Annotated in this window: 13 protein-coding genes and 7 pseudogenes; 17 read left to right on the top strand and 3 right to left on the bottom strand. The window is 69.3% G+C overall.

From position 1 onward, the window contains the following. Positions 1-524 precede the first annotated feature (524 nt). The 9 genes and pseudogenes from glyA (at position 525) to K6K41_RS01030 (ending at position 7,053) form a co-directional block, all read left to right on the top strand. Entirely contained in the window at positions 525-1,832 is a 1,308-nt protein-coding gene (gene glyA / locus K6K41_RS01070; RefSeq protein WP_315855122.1) for a serine hydroxymethyltransferase, read from the top strand. Positions 1,833-2,047: 215 nt separating this feature from the next. Further along, a pseudogene (gene nrdR / locus K6K41_RS01065) lies at positions 2,048-2,516 on the top strand (transcriptional regulator NrdR). Between the two features lie 211 nt (positions 2,517-2,727). Further along, a pseudogene (gene ribD, locus K6K41_RS01060) lies at positions 2,728-3,794 on the top strand (bifunctional diaminohydroxyphosphoribosylaminopyrimidine deaminase/5-amino-6-(5-phosphoribosylamino)uracil reductase RibD). A gap of 183 nt (positions 3,795-3,977) precedes the next feature. After that, positions 3,978-4,589 carry a riboflavin synthase gene (locus K6K41_RS01055; protein ID WP_261403578.1) on the top strand — a complete coding sequence of 204 codons (612 nt, stop codon included), beginning with the start codon at positions 3,978-3,980 and terminating at the stop codon, positions 4,587-4,589. A gap of 37 nt (positions 4,590-4,626) precedes the next feature. Then, on the top strand, positions 4,627-5,109 hold the full coding sequence (gene ribH, locus K6K41_RS01050; protein WP_261403577.1) for a 6,7-dimethyl-8-ribityllumazine synthase: 483 nt from the start codon (positions 4,627-4,629) through the stop codon (positions 5,107-5,109). 1 nt (position 5,110) lies between these two features. Next, the gene (nusB, locus tag K6K41_RS01045; RefSeq protein WP_261403576.1) at positions 5,111-5,575 is read left to right on the top strand and encodes a transcription antitermination factor NusB; all 465 of its coding nucleotides are present in this window, start codon (positions 5,111-5,113) and stop codon (positions 5,573-5,575) included. Positions 5,576-5,700: 125 nt separating this feature from the next. Then, on the top strand, positions 5,701-6,033 hold the full coding sequence (locus K6K41_RS01040) for a PAS domain-containing protein (RefSeq protein WP_261403575.1): 333 nt from the start codon (positions 5,701-5,703) through the stop codon (positions 6,031-6,033). A gap of 8 nt (positions 6,034-6,041) precedes the next feature. Beyond that, positions 6,042-6,374: pseudogene (locus K6K41_RS01035) on the top strand (PAS domain S-box protein); the annotation flags it as partial. Between the two features lie 277 nt (positions 6,375-6,651). After that, positions 6,652-7,053: a methyl-accepting chemotaxis protein gene (locus K6K41_RS01030; protein WP_315855260.1), complete on the top strand. Its 402-nt coding sequence runs from the start codon at positions 6,652-6,654 to the stop codon at positions 7,051-7,053. A gap of 137 nt (positions 7,054-7,190) precedes the next feature. Here K6K41_RS01030 and K6K41_RS01025 read toward each other — a convergent pair whose 3' ends face one another. Both K6K41_RS01025 and K6K41_RS01020 read right to left on the bottom strand, forming a co-directional pair. Then, on the bottom strand, positions 7,191-7,694 hold the full coding sequence (locus K6K41_RS01025; protein ID WP_261403574.1) for a CinA family protein: 504 nt from the start codon (positions 7,692-7,694) through the stop codon (positions 7,191-7,193). Continuing rightward, a pseudogene (locus tag K6K41_RS01020) lies at positions 7,691-8,920 on the bottom strand (bifunctional 2-C-methyl-D-erythritol 4-phosphate cytidylyltransferase/2-C-methyl-D-erythritol 2,4-cyclodiphosphate synthase). Before K6K41_RS01020 ends, K6K41_RS01025 begins: the two are co-directional and overlap by 4 nt. Positions 8,921-9,078: 158 nt before the next feature. On the opposite strand from K6K41_RS01020, the pseudogene dusB reads away from it, so the two are divergent. From dusB to ntrC, 3 genes and pseudogenes are all read left to right on the top strand, one after another. Beyond that, positions 9,079-9,927: pseudogene (gene dusB / locus K6K41_RS01015) on the top strand (tRNA dihydrouridine synthase DusB); the annotation flags it as partial. A gap of 165 nt (positions 9,928-10,092) precedes the next feature. Continuing rightward, the gene (locus tag K6K41_RS01010; protein ID WP_261405876.1) at positions 10,093-11,238 is read left to right on the top strand and encodes a two-component system sensor histidine kinase NtrB; all 1,146 of its coding nucleotides are present in this window, start codon (positions 10,093-10,095) and stop codon (positions 11,236-11,238) included. Positions 11,239-11,243: 5 nt separating this feature from the next. Continuing rightward, positions 11,244-12,683 carry a nitrogen regulation protein NR(I) gene (gene ntrC, locus K6K41_RS01005; protein WP_261403573.1) on the top strand — a complete coding sequence of 480 codons (1,440 nt, stop codon included), beginning with the start codon at positions 11,244-11,246 and terminating at the stop codon, positions 12,681-12,683. Positions 12,684-12,714: 31 nt separating this feature from the next. Here ntrC and K6K41_RS01000 read toward each other — a convergent pair whose 3' ends face one another. Beyond that, positions 12,715-13,485 (bottom strand): DeoR/GlpR family DNA-binding transcription regulator, encoded by a 771-nt coding sequence (locus K6K41_RS01000; RefSeq protein ID WP_261403572.1) that lies wholly within the window; start codon positions 13,483-13,485, stop codon positions 12,715-12,717. 161 nt (positions 13,486-13,646) lie between these two features. Between K6K41_RS01000 and K6K41_RS00995 the strand changes: the two genes are divergently transcribed. The 5 genes and pseudogenes from K6K41_RS00995 to K6K41_RS00975 all read left to right on the top strand — a co-directional run bounded on the left by K6K41_RS00995 (position 13,647) and on the right by K6K41_RS00975 (position 21,425). Further along, positions 13,647-14,603, top strand: a complete 957-nt coding sequence (locus tag K6K41_RS00995) for an ABC transporter substrate-binding protein (RefSeq protein ID WP_261403571.1) — start codon at positions 13,647-13,649, stop codon at positions 14,601-14,603. 175 nt (positions 14,604-14,778) lie between these two features. After that, complete coding sequence (locus K6K41_RS00990) at positions 14,779-15,810, top strand: quaternary amine ABC transporter ATP-binding protein (RefSeq protein WP_261403570.1); 1,032 nt, start codon at positions 14,779-14,781, stop codon at positions 15,808-15,810. Positions 15,811-16,090: 280 nt separating this feature from the next. Continuing rightward, entirely contained in the window at positions 16,091-18,103 is a 2,013-nt protein-coding gene (locus tag K6K41_RS00985) for an ABC transporter permease (RefSeq protein WP_261403569.1), read from the top strand. After that, positions 18,100-18,982 (top strand): annotated as a pseudogene (locus tag K6K41_RS00980) (phosphotransferase). Before K6K41_RS00985 ends, K6K41_RS00980 begins: the two are co-directional and overlap by 4 nt. Further along, a pseudogene (locus K6K41_RS00975) lies at positions 18,979-21,425 on the top strand (GcvT family protein). Before K6K41_RS00980 ends, K6K41_RS00975 begins: the two co-directional pseudogenes overlap by 4 nt. The last annotated feature ends 296 nt before the right edge of the window (positions 21,426-21,721 follow it).

Raw genomic sequence — 21,721 nt, 5'->3', positions numbered from 1 at the left:
CGCAGCCTTGCTCTTGTTGGGAGGCGAGGGCGCGTCGGTCTTCGGCGCCGTTTTCTTTGCGCTCGAAGGCGAAGGCGCGCCGCTCTTCGGCGCGCGTGGCCCTGGGGTCCGCGATGCGGTCTTGCTCATGGTTCAGTCTTTCCCACCGGCGGTCGGGTGGCCGTTCGGCGTCAGGTCGTGCGGCGCCGCGCTCCGGTCAAGGCGCGCCCGTCGAAACGCCGAGGTCAAGCCGCGTATCGCCGCACGCGTGTCGAGTCGGAACGTAACAGGAACGATCGGCTGGGTCGAGCTGTTCAGAAGAACTGATGGCATCTGGCATACAAATGCGGCTGCCTTAATACAAAGTCGAATGCGACCAAGCTACGCCTTCCGCCGCACTGTGCGGTCGAGTCATTTCCGCCTATCGTGCGGCTTCAAGTTCAAGGCGCTTAAGCCGCATTCGTCGGCGAGGGACGCCGGCGCGGGTTGAGAGGCCCGCGTTCAGCCGGCGGCGACCGGCGGGACAACCATCAGGGAGATCGTCCATGTCCATGAGCGACGTTCAGGCGCAGGCCGCCGAAAGCCGCTTCTTCCAGGCCGGGGTCGCCGAGAGCGATCCGGAGCTCTACGACGCCATCAAGTCCGAGCTCGGCCGCCAGCGCGACGAGATCGAGCTGATCGCTTCGGAGAACATCGTCTCGCGCGCCGTGCTCGAGGCGCAGGGCTCGGTGCTGACCAACAAGTACGCGGAAGGCTATCCGGGCCGCCGCTACTATGGCGGCTGCCAGTTCGTCGACGTCGCCGAACAGCTCGCGATCGACCGCGCCAAGAAGCTCTTCAACTGCGAGTTCGCCAACGTGCAGCCCCATTCAGGCGCGCAGGCCAACACCGCGGTGTTCCTCGCGCTCATGCAGCCGGGCGACACCTTCCTCGGCCTCGACCTTGCGGCCGGCGGCCACCTCACCCACGGCGCCAAGGCGGCGCTCTCGGGCAAGTGGTTCAACGCGGTCAACTACAACGTCCGCAAGGAAGACCAGCGGATCGACATGGAGGAGGTCGAGCGCCTCGCCAAGGAGCACAAGCCGAAGGTGATCATCACCGGCGGCTCGGCCTATCCGCGCCAGATCGACTTCGCGGCGTTCCGCAAGATCGCCGACGAGGTGGGCGCGTTCTTCATGGTCGACATGGCGCATTTCGCGGGCCTCGTCGCCGGCGGCGCGCATCCGAACCCGCTCGACCACGCGCATGTCGCCACCACGACGACGCACAAGACGCTGCGCGGCCCGCGCGGCGGCATGATCCTCACCAATGACGAGGCGCTCGCCAAGAAGTTCAACTCGGCGGTGTTCCCCGGCATCCAGGGCGGCCCGCTGATGCACGTCATCGCGGCGAAGGCGGTCGCCTTCGGCGAGGCGCTGCGCCCGGACTACAAGGTCTACATCAAGAACGTGATCGCCAACGCCAAGGCGCTCGCCGAGAACCTCAAGGGCCACGGCTTCGACATCGTCTCGGGCGGCACCGACACGCATTTGATGCTTGTCGACCTGCGCCCGAAGAAGCTGACCGGCAAGGTCTCGGAGATCGCGCTCGGCCGCGCCCACATCACCTGCAACAAGAACGGCATCCCGTTCGACCCCGAGAAGCCGATGGTGACCTCGGGCATCCGCCTCGGGACGCCGGCCGGCACCACCCGCGGCTTCGGCGTGAGCGAGTTCCAGCAGGTCGGCGACATGATCGCCCAGGTGCTGGACGTGCTCTCGCAGAAGGGCGCGGACGAGGATTCGGAAGTCGAGGCGAAGGTCCGCAAGGAAGTCTCCGAGCTCGTCTCGCGCTTCCCGCTCTACGCGGACTGATCTCTCCCAAGGCTTCGGCCTATCGACGGCGGCGGCCCGTCTTCTCCGGAAGGCGGGCCGCTTCCTGTTCGGGCGGCGAGCGTCGGGCTCGTCATGCCCGGCGAAGCCGGGTATCCACGACTTGGGTCGTCGCAGGTCGTCCCGAAAAAGTCGTGGATGCCCGAGACAAGCTCGGGCAGGACGGCGGCGAACGTCGCCTTGGAGCTCCCCCTCGCATGAAGTGTCCGCACTGCGGCGCGCCTGACAGCCAGGTCAAGGACTCCCGGCCCGCCGAGGATGGGGCCGTGATCCGCCGCCGCCGCGTCTGCGGGGCCTGCGGCCAGCGCTTCACGACCTTCGAGCGCATCCAGCTGCGCGAGCTGAACGTGGTGAAACGCTCCGGCCGCCGCGTTCCGTTCGACCGCGACAAGCTGCACCGTTCGATCGCGGTCGCGCTGCGCAAGCGCCCCGTGGAGCCCGAGCGGATCGAGACGCTGGGTCTCGGACATCGTCCGGCAGCTCGAGAGCACAGGCGAGCCCGACGTGCCGGCCGAGACCCTCGGGCTGCTGGTGATGGAGGGGCTGAAAAGCCTCGACGACGTCGCCTATGTGCGCTTCGCTTCGGTCTACCGCAATTTCCGGGAAGCCAAGGACTTTGAGCAGCTTCTCGGCGAAATCTCATCCAGTGGATCAGGCGGCCGTTGACGTTCTGCGAAAGCTTCTCGTTAGAAGGGTGGCTTGGGACAGCGGCCACGATTGCTGGGCTGTTTCGTACCAGCTGTTTCTCCTGTATCTGGCAAACCGTCAGCTTTGGCCTCGGGCCAGCAAAACAGTGATCTCTGACAGGCGATCAACCCGTCAGTGAGAGTAAGTGTCTAGTTCGATCAATGGTTTAACGGCTCAAGACGCGAGCTTCATGAAGCTGGCGCTCGGCCTCGCGCGCCGCGGCCTTGGCCGCACCGCCCCCAACCCCGCCGTGGGCGCGGTGCTCGTCGCGCCAGACGGAACGATCATCGGCCGCGGCTGGACCCAGCCCGGCGGCCGTCCGCACGCCGAGACGGTCGCGTTGGCGCAGGCGGGCGACGCGGCCCGGGGCTCAACGCTCTACGTCACGCTCGAGCCCTGCAGCGCCATTTCGGCAAGACGCCCCCCTGCGCCGACGCGGTGATCGCCGCCGGCGTCACGCGGGTGATCGCGGCGACCGGCGATCCGGATGAGCGCGTGGCCGGAAGGGGCTTCGCGCGGCTGCGCGACGCCGGGATCTCCGTCGAGACCGGCGTGATGGAGGCGGAGGCGCGGCGGCTGAACGCCGGCCATGTCGCGCGCGTCACGCTCGGACGCCCGCTCGTGACGCTCAAACTCGCGCAGTCCGAGGACGGCAAGGTGGCGCTGCCCGGCGGAAAACCGGTCGCGATCACCGGCGAAGCCTCCCGCGCCCGCGTCCACCTGATGCGGGCGGAGAGCGACGCCATCCTCGTCGGGATCGGCACGGTTCTGGCGGACGATCCGGAGCTGACCTGCCGGCTGCCGGGCATGGAAGATCGTTCGCCGATCCGGATCGTGCTGGACGCAGGGCTGCGGACGCCGCTCGGCGCGAAACTCGTCCGGGGCGCGCGTGAGGTCTCGACATGGGTCTTCGCCGCCGTGGACGCGCCTGCGGACCAAGAGCGCGCGCTCCGCGACGCCGGCGTCGAGGTGTTGCGCGTCGAGCGCGGGGAGGGCGGCCTGCGGCTCGATCAGGCGCTTCAGCTTCTCGGGGCGCGCGGGATCACGCGGCTGATGGTCGAGGGCGGGCCGATGGCGGCCAAGGCGCTGCTTGCAGCCGGCCTCGTCGACGAGGCCGTGATGCTGATCGCGCCCAGGATGCTGGGGGCGGACGCCGTGGATGGCCTCCCGCTGGCGGCGCTCGTTCGCGCGGGTCTGCCCGAAGTCTCGCAGGAGCGGGTTGGCGACGACGTCTGGAGAACGTATCTGCGGGGCTGACAGGAACTGCGTGCTTCGAGACGCGCCTTCGGCGCTCCTCAGCATGAGGACCGTTGCGGGCGTGAGGAGCTATCCGGCGAAAGACATATCGCCTTCTCCGCCACCCTTCACGCACCTCATGCTGAGGAGCCGGCCGGCGGCTGGCGTCTCGAAGCACGCACTTCGCTTCCGCAAGGCTCAGCCATGTTCACCGGCATCGTCAGCGACATCGGAAAAATTCTCGAGCGGCGGGAGGAGGGCGAACTCGTCCGCTTCCGCGTCGCGAGCCGCTACGACCCGGCCGGGATCGCGCTCGGGGCCTCGATCGCTCATGACGGCGTCTGCCTCACGGTGACGGCCGTGGAGTCGCATGGGGACGGCGCGGCCTTCTCGGTCGACGCCGGCCCGGAGACGCTCAAGCTCACCACCGCCGGAACATGGCGCGAGGGAACGCGGCTCAACCTCGAGCGCGCCCTAAAGATGGGCGACGAGCTCGGCGGTCATCTCGTGCTCGGCCATGTGGACGGGCTGGGCGAGATCGTCGCGCGAGACGAGGGGCCGGATACGGTGCGCTTCGAGCTCGACGCGCCGCCGGCGCTCGCCAAGTTTATCGCCGCCAAGGGTTCCGTCGCGCTCGACGGAACCTCGCTCACCGTCAACACGGTCGAGGGCCTGCGCTTCTCCGTCCACCTCATTCCGCACACGCTGAAGGAGACCGCCTGGGGCGACCGGAGGGTCGGCGACCGCGTCAATCTCGAAGTCGACATGATGGCCCGCTACGCCGCGCGCCTTGCCGAGGCGGGCGCGCTCGGCTAGCAAGCGCCTCGTCCAATTTCGAAGGTCTCTAAATCCTATGGCCGAACCGCAACGGCGCAAAGGCGCCGTCGAGCCCATGCGCGCCCACATCCTCGTCGTCGAGGCGCGCTTCTATGACGAGATCGCCGACGAGCTGCTCAAGGGCGCCGTCGGCCATCTCGAAGCCGCCGGGACGACGTTCGACGTCGTGACCGTGCCGGGCGCTCTCGAGCTGCCGACCGGGATCGCGATCCTGCTCGAGACTGCGGCCGCGCGGGGAACGCCGTATGACGCGGCCGTCGCGCTCGGCTGCGTCATCCGCGGCGAGACCACACATTACGAGATCGTCTCCGAGCAGAGCGCCCGCGGCCTGATGGATCTGTCCGTCGCGCTGCGGCTGCCGCTCGGCAACGGCGTTCTCACCGTCGAGAACGAGGCCCAGGCGCTCGCCCGGGCCCGCGTCGCCGAGATGGACAAGGGCGGCGGGGCCGCCGAGGCCGCGCTGTCGCTGCTGCGGCTCAAGCGCCGCGTGGAGGCCTGAGATGGCGAAGGGCGAAACCCGTTCGGCGGCCCGGCTCGCGGCCGTCCAGGCGCTCTACCAGATGGACGTCGCAGGAGCCGGCCTTCCCGACACGCTCGCGCAGTTCGAGTCGCACTGGCTCGGAAAGGTGGTGGACGGCGACGAGTACAAGCCGGCCGACGCCGCGTTCTTCCGCGATCTCGTCGGCGGCGTGTTGAAGGAACAGCGCGCGCTCGATCCGCTGGTCGACCGCACGCTCGAGGGCGGCTGGCCGCTGAAGCGCGTCGAAGCGGTGATGCGAGCGATCTTCCGCGCCGGCGCCTATGAGCTCGGCAAGCGCCGCGACGTGCCCGCCAAGGTCGTGATCGTCGAATATGTCGACATCGCCCACGCCTTCTTCGAGCGGGAAGAGGCCGGCATGGTCAACGCCGTGCTCGATGCGATCGCACGCGACGTGCGGAAGGACGATTTCGCCAAAGGCGTGTAGTTTCGCTCTTTTTGCGTGCATTCGCTTGGATAACGCTTCCTTAGCGTGTCGCTGGCATCCTTGGCGCCACGCCCGATAGAGTCGGGCGGGCACGAAGGCTCCATCGCGGGCCGCTAGGATTCCCCATGTTCAAACTCAGCTCCTCCGACGCCCGAGCGAAACTCGCGGCGATCGAGCGCTCGCAAGCCGTGATCGAATTCTCGCCGGACGGCGTCATCCTCGGGGCGAATCCGAACTTTCTGGCCGTCGTCGGCTATCAACTCGACGAGGTGGTGGGTCGCCGCCACGCGCTCTTCGTCGATCCCGCCGAGCAGGCGAGCCCGGCCTATCGCGAGTTCTGGGAGAACCTGCGCGCCGGGTCGCTCCACGCCGGCGAGTTCCGGCGCGTGGCCAAGGGCGGGCGCGAGATCTGGCTGCAGGCGTCCTACAACCCGATCGTCGACCGCAGGGCGTGGTGACGAAGGTCATGAAGGTCGCGGCCGACGTCACGGCGCAGAAGCGCCACACCGTCGATTGCGAGAACCAGATCGCGGCCTTCCACCGGTCGCAGGCCGTGGTCGAGTTCGACGTCGACGGCGTCATCCGCTCGGCGAACGAAAACTTCCTGCGCGCCATGGGCTACCGGCTCGAGGAGATCGTCGGACGGCACCACAGCATGTTCGTCGACGAGGCTTATCGCGCGAGCGGCGACTACGCCCAGTTCTGGGACAAGCTCCGTCGCGGCGAGTATGAGGCCGGCGAGTTCCGCCGCTTCGCGCGCGGCGGGCGCGAGATCTTCATCCAGGCGTCCTACAATCCCGTGCTCGGCGCCGACGGCAAGCCGCTCAAGATCGTCAAGCTCGTGAGCGACGACGTCACGGCCCCAGGCGAAGGCCCGCGACCGGCGGGAGCAGGGCCAGGTCACGATCAGCGGCCAGCTCGACTCGATCCTGAGCGCCGTGACCCACGACCGAGCAGGCCCGGCAGCGCAGCCCAGGAGGTCGGCGGCGTGACCGACAGCGTGCAGTCTGTCGCGGCGGCTTCCGAAGAGCTCGCGGTGTCGGTGTCGGAGATCAGCTCCAAGGTCGAACGCCTCCGTGATCTCCACAGAAGCCGTCAGCCAGGCGCGCGAGACCAACGCGATCGTCGCGGGCCTCTCGACCGCGGCGGACCGCATCGGCGAGGTCGTCCTCCTCATCCGCGGCATCGCCGAGCAGACGAACCTCCTGGCGCTGAACGCCACCATCGAGGCCGCGCGGGCGGGCGACGCCGGCCGAGGCTTCGCGATCGTCGCCTCCGAGGTGAAGAACCTCGCCGAGCAGACCGCCAAGGCCACCGAGCAGATCAGCTCCCAGATTTCGGAAAGCCAGAGCATGGCGGCGCAGGCGGTCTCGGCCATCGAAACATCGCCGAGACGATCAAGCGCATCAACGAGATCTCGATCGCGATCGCGTCTGCGGTCGAGCAGCAGTCCGGCGTCACCCGGGAGATCTCGGTGAGCATGCAGTTCGCGTCGCAGGGCGTGTTCGCGATCAGCGGCCGCATGAAGGAGATCGCGGCCGCGACCCAGCAGGTCGACTCCGCCACCCGCGAAGTCCGTGAGGCGTCGCGCGCGCTGCTGTAGGCTGCGCCGGGCTCAGGCGGTCTCAGTGCGGCCGGCCGCCTCCGCGAGCAGCTCCAGCGCGACGAGCACCGACAAGCGGCGGATCTCGGCCCGCCCGAGGTCGCCGAACCGGCGCTCGCGCGTGATCGTCGGCTGGCCGCGCCGGACGGCGGCGAAATGCACGAGGCCGACGGGTTTGGCCGGGGTGCCGCCGCCCGGGCCCGCGACGCCGGTGATCGCGACAGCCACGCCGGCCTTGGCGGCGGCGAGCGCGCCTTCCGCCATAGCGCGCGCCACGTCCTCGCTCACCGCGCCGCAGCGCTCGATCAGATCCGCGGGCACGCCGAGCAACTCGGTCTTCGCCGCGTTGGAGTAGGTCACGAAGCCGCGGTCCATCGCGTCCGAGGAGCCCGGCACCTCGGTGAGCGCGCCCGACACCAGCCCGCCGGTGCAGGACTCGGCGGTCGCGATCGTGAGCCCGGCGCCGCGCGCCAGCCGAAGCGCCTCCTCGGCGAGGTCGTAGGCGGATCTCGTCATCGCAGAAGATCCCGGAACGGCAGGCGGATGGTGGCGGAGGCCAGCGCCGCCAGTCCCTCGCGGCGGCCGGCGAAGCCGAGCCTTTCGGTCGTCGTCGCCTTCACGCCGACCCTGCCGACGGCCACGCCCGCGATCTCGGCGAGCCTGACGCGCATGGCCTCGCGATGCGGGCCGACCTTCGGCGCTTCGCCGATGATGGTGACGTCGAGATGCGCGACCACGCCGCCCGCCGCCCGCACGCGCGCGACCGCGTCTTCGAGGAAGAGGGCGGAGTCTTGCCCCTTCCAGCGCTGGTCGGAGGGCGGGAAATGCGCGCCGATGTCGCCGTCGCCGAGCGCGCCGAGGATCGCGTCGGTGACGGCGTGGAGCGCGACGTCGGCGTCGGAATGGCCCGACAGGCCGAAGTCGTGCGGCACCTTCACGCCGCAGAGCGTGACATGGTCGCCGTCGGCGAAGGCGTGGACGTCGAAGCCCGAGCCGGTTCGCACGTCGCCGAGCGCGAGATGGTCGAGCCCGGCGCGCCGCAGCGCCTCCTCGTCGAACTGGTCCCGGTGTGGTGAGCTTCACGTTGCGGGCCTCGCCCTCGAACAGCGCGACGCGCCCACCCGCCCAGGAAATCAGCGCCCCGTCGTCGGTGAAGTCGTCGCGGTTCTCGCGCGCCGCCCTCTCATGCGCGGAGACGAGATCGGCGTAGCGGAACGATTGCGGGGTCTGAAGCGCCGCGAGCTTCGAACGATCGAGCGTCGCGCCGCGGGCGCCGTCGGCCTCGACGGCGCAGATCGTGTCGGTGACCGGGCGGCCGGGGACCGCCGCGCCATGCTCGGCCGCAGCCGCGATCGCGCGGGTGATTAGGTCAGGCCCTGCGAAGGGGCGGGCGGCGTCGTGGACCAGGACGATATCGGGCGCCTCGCCGCCAAGCGCGGCGAGCCCCGCCCGCACCGAGGCCTGCCTGCTCGCTCCGCCAATGGCGGGTTCGGCGAGCTTCGGATGGCCGGCGAAAGCCGCCATGGCGTGGCCATAGGCGTCGCGTTGATCCGCGCCGATGACGATCTTCAGTCGCGAGACGCCCGGATGATCGATGAAAGCCGAGGCGGCGGTCGCGAGAATCGGGCGTCCGCCAAGCGCGAAGAACTGTTTGGGCGCCCGAAACCGGCGCGCGTTCCAGAGCCCGCCGCGCAGATGAGGGCGGCCGTCCGCAGCGGCGCGTCGTGACGGGGCGTGCTCATGCGACGCAGGGCGGGAGAGGGGACATGGGCGGCTTCTCGGGTTCCGTCGGCAGGCCTGCGGTTTTATCGGAGCCGGTCCGCGCTGTCCCGGCGAGATTGAATCTTGTGCAGCGGTCCGGATTGGCTAAGATGTGTGCACAAGGTCAGACGACTAAATTATGAGCAGCCCCTCTGGTCCCATTCCCGTTCGTCCGTCCCTGCGCGTCGGGGATGTCGAATTGCGCAATCCGGTCGCGCTCGCGCCGATGTCCGGCGTGACCGACGTTGTGTTCCGCCGCATTGCGGCGCGGCTCGGCGCGGGCGTCGTCGTGTCCGAGATGGTCGCGTCTGGCGAACTCGCGCGCGCCGATTCGGAAGCGCGGCTGCGCGCCGAGGGCGGCGGGCTCGACCTTCATGTGGTGCAGCTCGCGGGCCGAAATCCCGCGTGGATGGCCGAAGCCGCGAAGGTCGCGGTCGGCTCGGGCGCCGCGATCGTCGACATCAACATGGGCTGCCCGGCCAAGAAGGTGGTGGGCGGCCATGGCGGCTCGGCGCTCCTGAAGGAGCTCGACCTCGCGGTCCGGCTGATCGACGCCACGGTCGCGGCGGTGGAGGTTCCGGTGACGGTCAAGATGCGGCTCGGCTGGGACGAGACCTCGATCGTCGCGCCGGAGCTCGCGGTCCGGGCCGAGGCCGCGGGCGCGAAGATGCTCACGGTGCACGGCCGCACCCGCGCCCAGTTCTATGAGGGGCGCGCCGACTGGAGCGCGATCGCCGCGGTGACATCCGCGGTCCAGATCCCCGTGATCGCGAACGGCGACCTCACGACCTTCGAGGACGCGCCGGCCATGCTGACGGCCTCCGGCGCGGCCGGCGTCATGATCGGCCGCGGCGCGCAGGGGCGGCCGTGGTTCCCGGGCCAGGTCGCGGAGTTTCTCGCGACCGGACTCGCGCCCGATGCGCCGTCGGTCGACGACCAGCGCGCGCTCGCGCTCGAACATTACGACGGCCTTCTCGGCCTCTACGGCCGCGACGTCGGCGTGCGGCACGCGCGAAAGCATCTCGGCTGGACGCTCGACGCCGTCGCGGCGAGCGTCGGAACGCCGATCCCGCCCGCCGCGAAAGCCGCGGCCATGACCGCGCCCACCCCCGGCCGCCCTTGCGGCCTTCGACCGCGCGCTCGACGAACTTCAGTGGAGGGCCGCCGCGTGAGCGCCGCCGCGACGGAACACAAGCCCCGCACCGGCGCGGGCGCCCCCGAGGCCGTGCTGAACGCGCTGCCGCACCCTGTTCTGTGCGTTGGGGCCGATGGTCGGATCGTGGACGTGAACGTGTCGGCCGAAGCCTTTTTCGAGGTCTCAGCCAACGTCCTGCGGCGTCACGACATCCGTGAATTCGTTCCCTTCGGATCGCCGCTCGTGGCGCTGATCGAGCAGGCGCGCGAGCGCAACGCGCCGGTCAACGAATATCGCGTCGACCTCGGCACGCCGAGGAACGGCGGCGAGCGCATCGTCGACATTCATGTCGCGCCCTTGTCCGAAAAGCCCGGCGTCCATGTGGTGGTGCTGCAGGAGCGCACCATCGCGGACAAGATGGACCGCCAGCTCACCCACCGCGGCGCCGCCCGATCGGTGACGGCGCTCGCCGCGATGCTGGCGCACGAGATCAAGAACCCGCTTTCCGGCATCCGCGGCGCCGCGCAGCTTCTAGAGCAGTCGGCGAGCGACGAGGACCGCGCGCTCACCCGCCTCATCTGCGACGAGGCCGACCGCATCGTGAAGTTGGTCGACCGGATGGAGGTGTTCTCCGACGAGCGCCCGATCGAGCGCGAGGCGGTCAACATCCATTCGGTGCTCGAGCACGTGAAGCGGCTCGCCATGACGGGTTTCGGCCGCAACGTCCGGATCGTCGAGGAGTACGACCCCTCGCTGCCGCCGGTGCTCGCCAACCGCGACCAGCTCATCCAGGTGTTCCTGAACCTCGTGAAGAACGCCGCCGAGTCGATCGGCGACGCCGAGGACGGGGAGATCCATCTCTCGACCGCCTTCAAGCCGGGCGTGCGCCTCTCCGTGCCGGGCTCCTCGGCCAAGGTCAGCCTGCCGCTGCAGTTCATCGTGCGCGACAACGGCCCCGGCGTGCCGGAAGACCTCGTGCCCCACCTGTTCGATCCGTTCGTGACCACCAAGCCCACGGGCTCGGGCCTTGGTCTCGCGCTCGTCGCGAAGATCATCGGCAATCACGGCGGCATCGTCGAATGCGAATCCCAGCCGCGGCGGACGCTCTTCCGCGTGCTCATGCCGATGTACGTGGCCGGCGACGGCCGCGCCCAAAGGAGCTGACGTCGATGCCGCAAGGCTCCATCCTGGTCGCGGACGACGACGCCGCGATCCGCACCGTGCTCAACCAGGCGCTCTCCCGCGCGGGCTACGAGGTCCGCTCGACCGGCAACGCCGCGACGCTGTGGCGCTGGGTCTCCCAGGGCGACGGCGACCTCGTGATCACCGACGTGGTGATGCCGGACGAGAACGCCTTCGACATGCTGCCCCGGATCAAGAAGGCGCGGCCGGAGCTGCCGGTCGTCGTCATGAGCGCGCAGAACACCTTCATGACGGCGATCCGCGCCTCGGAGAAAGGCGCCTACGAATATCTGCCGAAGCCCTTCGACCTGAAGGAGCTGATCGCGATCGTGGGGCGCGCGCTCACCGAGCCCAAGGGCAAGGCGCGCCGCAACGACGAGGTGGAGACCGACGAGATCCCGCTCGTCGGACGCTCGCCTGCGATGCAGGACATCTACCGCGTGCTCGCCCGTCTCATGCAGACGGACCTCACGGTGATGATCTCGGGCGAGAGCGGCACCGGCAAGGAGCTGGTCGCGCGCGCGCTCCACGACTACGGCAAGCGCCGGTCCGGGCCCTTCGTCGCGATCAACATGGCGGCGATCCCGCGCGACCTCATTGAGGCCGAGCTGTTCGGCCACGAGAAGGGCGCGTTCACGGGCGCGCAGGCGCGGTCGTCGGGCCGGTTCGAGCAGGCCGAGGGCGGCACGCTGTTCCTCGACGAGATCGGCGACATGCCGATGGAGGCGCAGACGCGGCTTCTGCGCGTGCTCCAGCAGGGCGAATACACCACCGTCGGCGGCCGCACCGCCATCAAGACGGACGTGCGCATCGTCGCGGCGACCAACAAGGATCTGCGTCTCGCGATCCAGCAGGGCCTGTTCCGCGAAGACCTGTTCTTCCGCCTGAACGTCGTGCCGATCCGCTTGCCCCCGCTGCGCGAGCGCTCCGAGGACGTGCCCGATCTCGTGCGCCACTTCTTCACGCTCGCCGAGCGCGAGGGCCTGCCGCCCAAGCAGATCGACGTCGCGGCGCTCGACCGTCTGAAGCGCTACCGCTGGCCGGGCAACATCCGCGAGCTCGAGAACCTCATCCGGCGCCTGGCCGCGCTCTATCCGCAGGAGATGATCGGAGCCTCGATCATCGACGCGGAGCTGTCGCAGCCCGAGACCACCAGCCTCGGCGAGGACGCCGCTGTCTCGGAGACGCTCGGCGGTTCGATGGAGCGGCACCTCACCGCTTATTTCTCGGAGTTCGGCGACGGCCTCCCGCCGCCCGGCCTCTACCACCGCATCCTGCGGGAGGTGGAGTATCCGCTGATCTCGGCGGCGCTCGCGGCGACGCGCGGCAACCAGATCAAGGCCGCGGAGCTGCTCGGCGTGAACCGCAACACGCTGCGCAAGAAGATCCGCGACCTCGACGTCCAGGTGCTGCGCCTGACGCGGTGAGGGCGCGGCGCGCCTTCGCCGAACAGCGCGGTCAGGATCGCCGCGCCGGCGTCGTCACCGCGACGCCGTGCCTCGACAGCCATTCTCCGATATCGGCGGCGGAGGCGGCGTCGGTTACGACCGTCTTCACCTCCGAAGCGTCGCATACGGCGACCGGAGCCCGACGGCCGAACTTCGAGCTGTCGCCGGCGACGATCGTCTGCTCGCAGCTTTCGATCATCGACCGGGCGATCCGCGCCTCGTCGAGGTCGAAGTCGGTGAAGCCGGCGCGGGCGTCGACGCCGCCGATCGACAGGATCGCGACGTCGGCGCGGAACCTGCGGATGAAGCTTTCGGCGTCGGCTCCGACCGCGGCGCCGAGCTCGGCGCGCATCTCTCCGCCCGCGAGATAGACGCGGGCCTCGCCGCGCTCGAGCAGATGGCGGCCGATCTCCAGCGAATTGGTGATGACGGTGAGCCCCCGCCGGAGCTCGAGCGCCTGCGCCACATAGGCCGTGGTCGAGCCGGCGTCGATCATCACGGTCTGGCCGTCCTCGACCAGCCCGGCGACCACGGCCGCGAGCGCCTTCTTGGCGGCGGCGTTCACCCGCATGCGGCTTCGGAACGGCGGTTCGACCGCGGCGCCGGCGAGTTCGACCGCGCCATGGCTTCGCGTCAGCAGCCCATGCTCGACCAGCGCCTTGATGTTGCGCCGGATGGTTTCGTCCGAGACGCCGAGCCGGTCCGCGAGATCCACGACGCGCGTGACGTCCTCGTCGCGGACGAGGTCGAAGATCGCGCGCTGTCTCGGGCTTTGTCTCATTCGCAGGCTCGGCGGGATTATTCCGTGGGCATTTTGTGGGAAGGCTGGGGTCAACTCAACGTCATTCCCACATCAAACGTGGACATCAGCAAAACTGGCGCCCAAACTGCATTGGAGCCGTGCGGCGGGAGCGACCTGCGAACCTCTGAGGAGAGACGGGCATGCTGCATCAGTTGACGCGCGCAATGACGGCGGGGCTCGTCGCGCTCGCCATGGCCGGGACGACAGGCGCCGCCACGGCCGCGCCGGAGTCCAAGGACCCGATCAAGGTCACCCTGCACGACTGGACCGGCCAGCTGATCACCGCCCGCATCATGGGCGAGACGCTGAAGAAGGCCGGTTACAACGTCGACTACGTCCAGGCCGACTATCTCGCGCAGTTCGCCGGCATGCGGACCGGCGACCTTCACGTCGCCATGGAGGTCTGGGCCACCACCGCCAAGGAGGCGATGGACGAGGCGATCGCGGCCGGCGGCGTCGAGAATGTCGGCGAGACCGGCATGCAGGCGATCGAGGACTGGTGGTTCCCGGAATACATGAAGGAGAAGTGCCCGGGCCTGCCGGACTGGAAGGCGCTGAAGGAATGCGCCGAGGTGTTTTCCACCCCGGAGACCGCGCCGAAGGGCCGGTATCTCGGCGGCCCAGTGACCTGGGGCGGCTATGACGAAGAGCGCGTCGCGGCGCTCGACCTGCCGTTCGAGGTGGTGCACGCGGGCACGGACGCGGCGATGTTCGCCGAGCTGCAGTCGGCCTACGATCGTAAGGCCCCGATCCTGCTCTGGATCTATGCGCCGCACTGGGCGCCGATCAAGTTCAAGGGCGAGTGGATCAAGTTCCCGCCCTACGAGAAGGCTTGCTACGAGGATCCGGCCTGGGGCGTGAACAAGGACGCCAAGTACGACTGCGCCAAGCCCCGCGGGCCGATCTACAAGGCCGTCTGGCAGGGCATGAAGGACAAGTGGCCGGGGGCCTACAAGGCCGTGAAGGCCTACACGTTCGACAACAAGGAGATCGGCGAGCTCGCCGCCAAGGTCGATCTTGAGGGCCAGAAGGTCGAGGCGGTGGTCGACGACTGGATGGCCAAGAACGAGGACCGCTGGAAGAAGTGGATCCAGTGACCGATCGGCGTTGATGCTTTTCTCGCGCCGCCCGTTCCGCTGTCATGCCCGCGCCTTTGCGCGGGCATCCACGACTTCGTCGCAGCGCTCTGCGATCTTAGAAATTCGTGGACGCCCGGCCGCCGCCGGGCATGACGGCGGTAGGTTTCGATCTCGCGGCATGTGAGCCGATCCGATGCCTGACTCCATCCTCGCCGCGCGCGGCGTCGCAAAACTCTTCGGCGCGCGGCCCGAGCGCTTCGTGACCGACGGCAGGCTTTCCGCCGACGCCGCGGCTCTCTCGGCGGCCGGGATCGTCCCGGCCGTCATCGACGTCGACCTCGACATCGCCCGCGGCGAGACCTTCGTGATCATGGGCCTGTCGGGCTCCGGCAAGTCGACGCTGGTGCGGTGCCTGTCGGGCCTCACGCCCACGACCGCGGGCGAGATCCTGTTCGAGGGGCGGGATCTCGCGAAGATGCCCGAGCACGAGCTCATCCGCATCCGCCGCCACCAGATGGGCATGGTGTTCCAGAACTTCGCGCTGCTGCCGCACCTCACCGTGCTCGGCAACGTGGCGTTCCCGCTCGACGTGCAGGGGCGGCCGCGCGCCGAACGCGAGGCGCGTGCGCTCGAGATGATCAAGCTGGTGGGTCTCGGGGGCCGCGAGGACCGGTTCCCGCGCGAGCTTTCGGGCGGCCAGCAGCAGCGCGTCGGCATCGCGCGCTCGCTCGCGGTCGGGCCGGACCTCTGGTTCCTGGACGAGCCGTTTTCCGCGCTCGACCCGCTGATCCGCCGCGAGATGCAGGACGAGGTGCTGCGGCTTCAGGGTCTTCTGAAGAAGACCATCGTGTTCATCACCCACGACTTCGACGAGGCGGTCCGGATCGCCGACCGCATCGCGATCATGAAGGACGGCCGCGTGGCGCAGATCGGCTCGGCCGAGGAGCTCGTGCTGAACCCCGCCACCGACTACGTCCGCGCCTTCACCCGCGACGCCCCGCGCGCCAAGATCCTGACCGCCCGCTCGGTGATGGCCCCGGTCGCGGGCGCGAGCGACTTCGCCGGCCGGATCGACGCCGGAAGCCGCATCGCGAGCTTCGCCCATGACGTCGAGAGCTCCGAAAAGCCGTTCGCCGTGGTCGAGCGCGGCGAGGTCATCGGGGTGGTGGACCGGCTCGCGATGATCGACGTGCTGGTCGGCCGAGAGCGGAAGGTCGCGGCGTGAGGGCGAGGGCAGGGCAGGGCGCGCTCTTCCCCCCTCCCCCTTGCGGGGAGGGGTCGGGGGTGGGGGTGGTTCCGAATAGAAAGAAACCCTCGACGCCGCTCGACGCCGAACGATCGCGCCCTGTCCTGAGCCACCCCCACCCTTACCCTCCCCGCAAGGGGGAGGGGGGACGGCGACGTTGCGGGCGTTCCGCAAGAGCTCTGTCTAAAACCTCGGCGCTGACGTCCCTCACCCTTACCCTCTCCCGCAAACGGGAGAGGGTATCTGGAGGCGTCGCGCCATGACCGACGCGGCCCTGTCCGCCCCGGCCGTCCGACGCTCCTTTCCGCTTGGCCGGCTGCTCTGGCCGGCGCTCCTCGTCGTCACCATCGTGCTGGTCAACCTGCCGAACGGCGCGCTGCCGGCGTGGATGACCAAATATCCGGCCGCCTGGCAGATCCCGACGGCGGCGTGGATCTCGACCTTCATGCGCTGGCTGATGGAGGTGGCGAGCTTCGGGCTGTTCACCGTGCGCGACCTGTTCCGCGCGGTCGCCTGGGTTTTGGACCTGCCGCTCGCCGCCGCCAAGGCCGTCTTGGCCGAGGGGATCGGCTGGGGCCGGGGCGCCGACGCGGTGACGATCGCGCCCGCGATCCCGTGGTTCTCGGCGCTGATCGCGGGCGTCGCCGCCGCCTACAAGGTCGGCGGCGCGCGGCTCGCGGCGCTGATCGGCGCCGGGCTGCTTTACCTCGCGGTGTTCGGCCAGTGGGCCGGGGCCATGGTGACGCTGTCCTCGGTGCTGGTGTCGAGCGCGCTCGGCGCCGTCGGCGGGCTTCTGATCGGTCTCGCCTGCGTGCGCTGGAGATGGGCGGAGAGGGCGGTCTCGCCGATGCTCGACCTCGCCCAGACCATGCCGGTCTTCGCCTATCTGCTGCCGATGCTGATCCTGTTCGGCTTCGGGCCGGTGTCGGCGATGATCGCCACGATCGTCTACGCCATGCCGCCGATGGTGCGCGTCACGATCATTGCGATCCGGGCCGTGCCGGACGAGATCCGCGAGCTCGGCGCGATGACCGGCTGCACGCGCCGGCAGCTCACCTGGAAGATGCTGGTTCCCTCCGCGCTGCCGGCCCTCATGGTCGGGGTCAACCAGGTCATCATGCTCTCGCTCAACGTCGTGATCATCGCCTCGATGATCGGCGCGGGCGGGCTCGGCTTCGACGTGCTGTCGGCGCTGCGCGCGCTCAAGATCGGCGAAGGCCTCGAGGCCGGGCTCGCCATCACGGTGCTCGCCATCCTGCTCGACCGCTTCGCCCAGGCGCTCGCAGTCAAGACCGGCCGTCCGCCGGAGCGCGACGAGCAGACGGCGCGCCGCAAGCGCTCAGCCCTGCAGGCCGCCTTCATGCTCGCGGGCGCGCTCTGGATCCTGGCCGCGATCGTCCCCGACATCGCGCGCTATCCGGACGCTCTCAAGCTGTCCACCGCGCCGTACTGGAGCGATCTCGTCCGCTGGATCAACGTCACGTTCAACGCGACGCTCGACGCCATCCGGACCTTCGCGTTCCTCAACCTGCTGGCGCCGGCGAAACGCTTCGCGCTCGCGCTGCCCTGGGCCTGGGTCGTCGCGCTGGTCGTCATCGCGGGGCTTCGGCTCGGCGGCTGGCGGCTCGGCCTGGGGCTCGGCGCGCTCGCGCTCGCGATCGCCACGACCGGCCTCTGGCAGGTGGCGATGCTGACCGTCTATCTCTGCGGCGTCGCCGTGGTGGTCGCGTGCCTCATCGGCGTGCCGGTCGGCGTCGCGGCGGCGACGAGGCCGAGGCTGTGGCGCGCGGTCGAGACCGTGATCGACCTGCTGCAGACGCTGCCGTCCTTCGTCTATCTCATCCCGATCGTCATGCTGTTCCGCGTCGGCGACTTCACGGCGCTGATCGCGATCGTGCTCTACGCGGTGGCTCCTGCGATCCGCTACGCGGCCCATGGCGTCGCGCGCGTGCCGCCGACGCTGATCGAGGCCGCGACCATGACCGGATGCACGCGCCGCCAGATCCTGACGCGCGTGCGCGTGCCGCTCGCGCTCCCCGAGATCCTGCTCGGGATCAACCAGACCATCATGCTGGCGCTCTCGATGCTCGTGATCACCGCGCTCGTCGGCACCCGCGACCTCGGCCAGGAGACTTACTCCGCGCTTGCGAAAGCCGACGTCGGCAAGGGGCTGGTGGCGGGACTGTGCGTCGCCTTCATCGCGATCATCGCGGACCGTCTGGTCTCGGCCGCCGCCGCCAAGATGAAGCGCCGCCGGGGGCTAGGCGCATGACCGACGCCGCTCTCGAACGCGTGCGGTCGCTCGCCTTCTGGACGGGGAAGGTGGACCCGCGGCCGCTCACGGGCGGCATCACCAACCGCAACTACCTCGTCACGGACGACGGGCGGAAGTTCGTGGTGCGGCTCGGCGACGACATCCCGCTGCACAATTGCCTGCGGTTTCAACGAGCGCGCCGCGGCGCTCGCCGCGGAAGCCGCCGGCGTCTCGCCCGCCGTCCGGCATATCGAGCACGGGCTGATGGTCATCGACCACGTCGAGGGCCGCACCTTTTCGGAGGCCGACGTCCGCGCCGAACTGCCGCGCGTGGCGGAGCTGATCCGGACGTCCCATCGCGAGGTGACGGCGCGCCTGCGCGGGCCGGCGCTCGCCTTCTGGACCTTCCACATCCTGCGCAGCTACCTCGCGGAGCTCGCCGAGGCCGGCCACCGCCTCTCGGCCGACTTGCCCCGCCTCGCGGCCGTCGCCGAACGCATCGAGGCGACTGTCGGTCCGACCGAGATCGTGTTCGGCCACAACGACCTGCTGCCCGGCAACTTCATCGACGACGGCCAGAAGATCTGGCTGATCGACTGGGACTACGGCGGCTTCAACAGCCCGCTGTTCGACCTCGCCAACCTCGCGTCGAACAACGGGTTTTCGGACGCCGAGCGCGAACGGCTGCTCGCGATCTATTACGGCCGCGCGCCCGACGACGCGCTCCGTCTGAAACTCGCCGCCATGGAGGTGGCCTCGCTCTTGCGCGAGAGCCTCTGGAGCATGGTCTCCGAGATCCACTCGACGCTCGATTTCGACTACCGCGCCTACACGGCGGAAAACCTCGCGCGTTTCGAGCGCGCGCTCGCCCGCTTCGAAGACATGGGTTCCGCATGACCGAACTGCCCTCATCCGCCAAGGTCGTCGTCGTGGGCGGCGGCATCGTCGGCTGCTCGACCGCCTATCACCTCGGCAAGCTTGGCGTTGAGACGCTGCTGATCGAGCGCGACCGGCTGACCTCAGGCTCGACATGGCACGCCGCCGGGCTCGTCGGGCAGCTGCGGACAAGCGCCAACATCACCCAGCTGCTCGGCGAATCCGTCCGGATCTACAAGGAGCTGGAGGCCGAGACGGGTCTTGCGACCGGCTGGAAGATGAACGGCGGCCTGCGCCTCGCCTGCAACAAGGACCGCTGGACCGAGGTGAAAGCGGCAGGCCACTACCGCGCGCTCGTTCGGGCTCGAGATGCAGCTCCTCACGCCAAAGGAAGCGCAGGACCTCTGGCCGTTGATGAGCGTCGACGACGTCGTCGGCGCGGCGTTCCTGCCGACCGACGGGCAGGCGAACCCCTCCGACATCACCCAGGCGCTCGCCAAGGGCGCGCGGATGGCGGGCGTCACGATCCGCGAGCAGGTCTCGGTCGAGGGCGTCGAGATCGAGAGCGGGCGCGTGGTCGCGGTCGTCACCAATCACGGTCGGGTGGCTTGCGAGAAGCTGGTGATCTGCGCCGGCCTCTGGTCGCGCGAGCTTGGCCGGATGGCGGGCGTCAACATCCCGCTGACCGCCGTGAAGCACCAGTACATCGTGACGGAGCAGATCGAGGGCGTCACCCGCGGGTTGCCGACGCTGCGCGATCCCGACCGGCTCACTTATTACAAGGAAGAGGTCGGCGGCCTCGTGATGGGCGGCTACGAGCCGAATCCGCTGCCCTGGGAGACGCCCGGCGGGCCGCCCAAGGACTTTTCGTTCTCGCTGCTCGACGAGGACTGGGACCACTTCTCGCCCATCATGGAGCTCGCGCTCGGACGCGTGCCGGCGCTCGAGACCGCGGGCGTCAAGCAGCTGATCAACGGCCCGGAGAGCTTTACGCCCGACGGCAACTTCATCCTCGGGGCGGCGCCCGAGACCAAGGGCGTCTATGTCGGCTGCGGCTTCAACGCCTTCGGCATCGCGTCCGGCGGCGGCGCCGGCATGGCGCTCGCCGAATGGGTCGCCAAGGGCGAAGCGCCCTACGACCTCTGGCCCGTCGACATCCGTCGCTTCGGCTTGAACCATCGCGACGAGACCTGGGTGAAGACCCGCACGCTCGAGGCCTACGCCAAGCACTACACGATGGCCTGGCCCTCCGAAGAGCACGACAGCGGCCGCCCATTGCGCCGCTCGCCGCTCTACGACCGGCTGAAGGCGGCGGGCGCCGTGTTCGGCGAGAAGCTCGGCTGGGAACGGCCGAACTGGTTCGCGGGCGAGGGCGAGGACGCCCACGACCGATACTCCTACGGCCGCCCGAACTGGTGGGGGCGGTCAAGCGCGAGCACGAGGCGTGCCGCGAGCGCGCGCGGCCCTCTTCGACCAGTCGTCCTTCGCGAAATTCCTGATGGTCGGGCGCGACGCCGAGAAGGCGCTCAGCTGGATCGCGGCCGCCGACGTCGCCAAGCCCGTCGGCGCGCTCACCTACACCCAGATGCTGAACGCCCGTGGCGGCGTCGAATGCGACCTCACGGTCGGACGCCTCGCCGAGGACCGGTTCTACATCGTCACCGGCACGGGCTTCGCGACCCGCGACTTCGACTGGATATCAAAGAACATCCCGGAGGATTGCGACGCCCATCTCGTCGACGTCACCGCCTCGCGCGCCGTGCTCAGCCTGTTCGGCCCGCGCGCCCGCGACGTGCTGTCGGCCATCTCGCCCGACGACCTGTCGAACGCCGCTTTTCCGTTCGGGACGGTGCGCGAAATCTCGGTCGCGGGCGCGCCGACGCTCGCGCTGCGCGTCACCTATGTGGGCGAGCTCGGCTGGGAGCTTCACGTCCCGACCGAGTTCGCGGCGACCGTCTACGAGGCGCTGACGGAGGCCGGCCGGCCCCATGGGCTCGCGCTCGCCGGCTACCGGGCGATCGAGACGCTGCGGCTCGAAAAGGGCTACCGCGCCTGGGGCGCCGAGATCGGCCCCGACCACACGCCGCGGATGGCGGGGCTCGGCTGGGCGGTGAAGCTGAAGTCCGAAACTCCGTTCCTCGGCCGCGCCGCGCTGGTCGAGCAGGCCGGCGAGCCGCTGCCGCGCCTGCTCGCCGGCTTCACAGTCGACGACCCGGACGTGATCCTTCTGGGCCGCGAGACCATCCTGCGCGACGGCAAGCGCGTCGGCTGGCTGGCGAGCGGCGGCTTCGGGCACACGATCGGACGGCCGATCGGCTATGGCTACGTCCGCGACCCGGGCGGCGTCGACGCGCAGTTCGTGATGAGCGGAGACTATCAGCTCGACGTCGCCGGCGCGCTCGTCCCGGCGAGCGTCTCCCTGAAGCCGTTCGTCGATCCGCAGGCGACCCGTCCGAAGCTTTGATCCTGACTGATCGGCGGGATGAGGCCTATTCCATAAGATCGACGTTTCATTGGAAAAAAGGTAATTGAATCAATGAGCCTTAGCCAATTGCGTCCGCGCGGTTTCGCCTAAAAGAACGTTGAAGCGGCCCAGTTTAGCCCAATTGACCGTCGCTAAGCTTACGACGGCCAATTGGGCTAAACTCTATGCTGCAGGCATGTGGCTGAAGTGGGCAAAAGCTATCGGTAGCCGCTGGGTGAAAATTTTGCCTCGATCGCCCACTGGCAAATACAATTCGACGCAACCTCCATCTCTGC

It is taken from the genome of Chenggangzhangella methanolivorans, from assembly GCF_019797865.1.
GTDB classification, from domain to species: Bacteria; Pseudomonadota; Alphaproteobacteria; order Rhizobiales; family Methylopilaceae; genus Methylopila; species Methylopila methanolivorans.
This window is presented reverse-complemented; position numbering and strand designations above follow the sequence as displayed.

Coding starts and splice junctions, on each gene's coding strand:
- glyA (WP_315855122.1), top strand. CDS start 525: ATGTCCATGAGCGACGTTCAGGCGCAGGCCGCCGAAAGCCGCTTCTTC.
- K6K41_RS01055 (WP_261403578.1), top strand. CDS start 3,978: ATGTTCACCGGCATCGTCAGCGACATCGGAAAAATTCTCGAGCGGCGG.
- ribH (WP_261403577.1), top strand. CDS start 4,627: ATGGCCGAACCGCAACGGCGCAAAGGCGCCGTCGAGCCCATGCGCGCC.
- nusB (WP_261403576.1), top strand. CDS start 5,111: ATGGCGAAGGGCGAAACCCGTTCGGCGGCCCGGCTCGCGGCCGTCCAG.
- K6K41_RS01040 (WP_261403575.1), top strand. CDS start 5,701: ATGTTCAAACTCAGCTCCTCCGACGCCCGAGCGAAACTCGCGGCGATC.
- K6K41_RS01025 (WP_261403574.1), bottom strand. CDS start 7,694: ATGACGAGATCCGCCTACGACCTCGCCGAGGAGGCGCTTCGGCTGGCG.
- ntrC (WP_261403573.1), top strand. CDS start 11,244: ATGCCGCAAGGCTCCATCCTGGTCGCGGACGACGACGCCGCGATCCGC.
- K6K41_RS01000 (WP_261403572.1), bottom strand. CDS start 13,485: ATGAGACAAAGCCCGAGACAGCGCGCGATCTTCGACCTCGTCCGCGAC.
- K6K41_RS00995 (WP_261403571.1), top strand. CDS start 13,647: ATGCTGCATCAGTTGACGCGCGCAATGACGGCGGGGCTCGTCGCGCTC.
- K6K41_RS00990 (WP_261403570.1), top strand. CDS start 14,779: ATGCCTGACTCCATCCTCGCCGCGCGCGGCGTCGCAAAACTCTTCGGC.
- K6K41_RS00985 (WP_261403569.1), top strand. CDS start 16,091: ATGACCGACGCGGCCCTGTCCGCCCCGGCCGTCCGACGCTCCTTTCCG.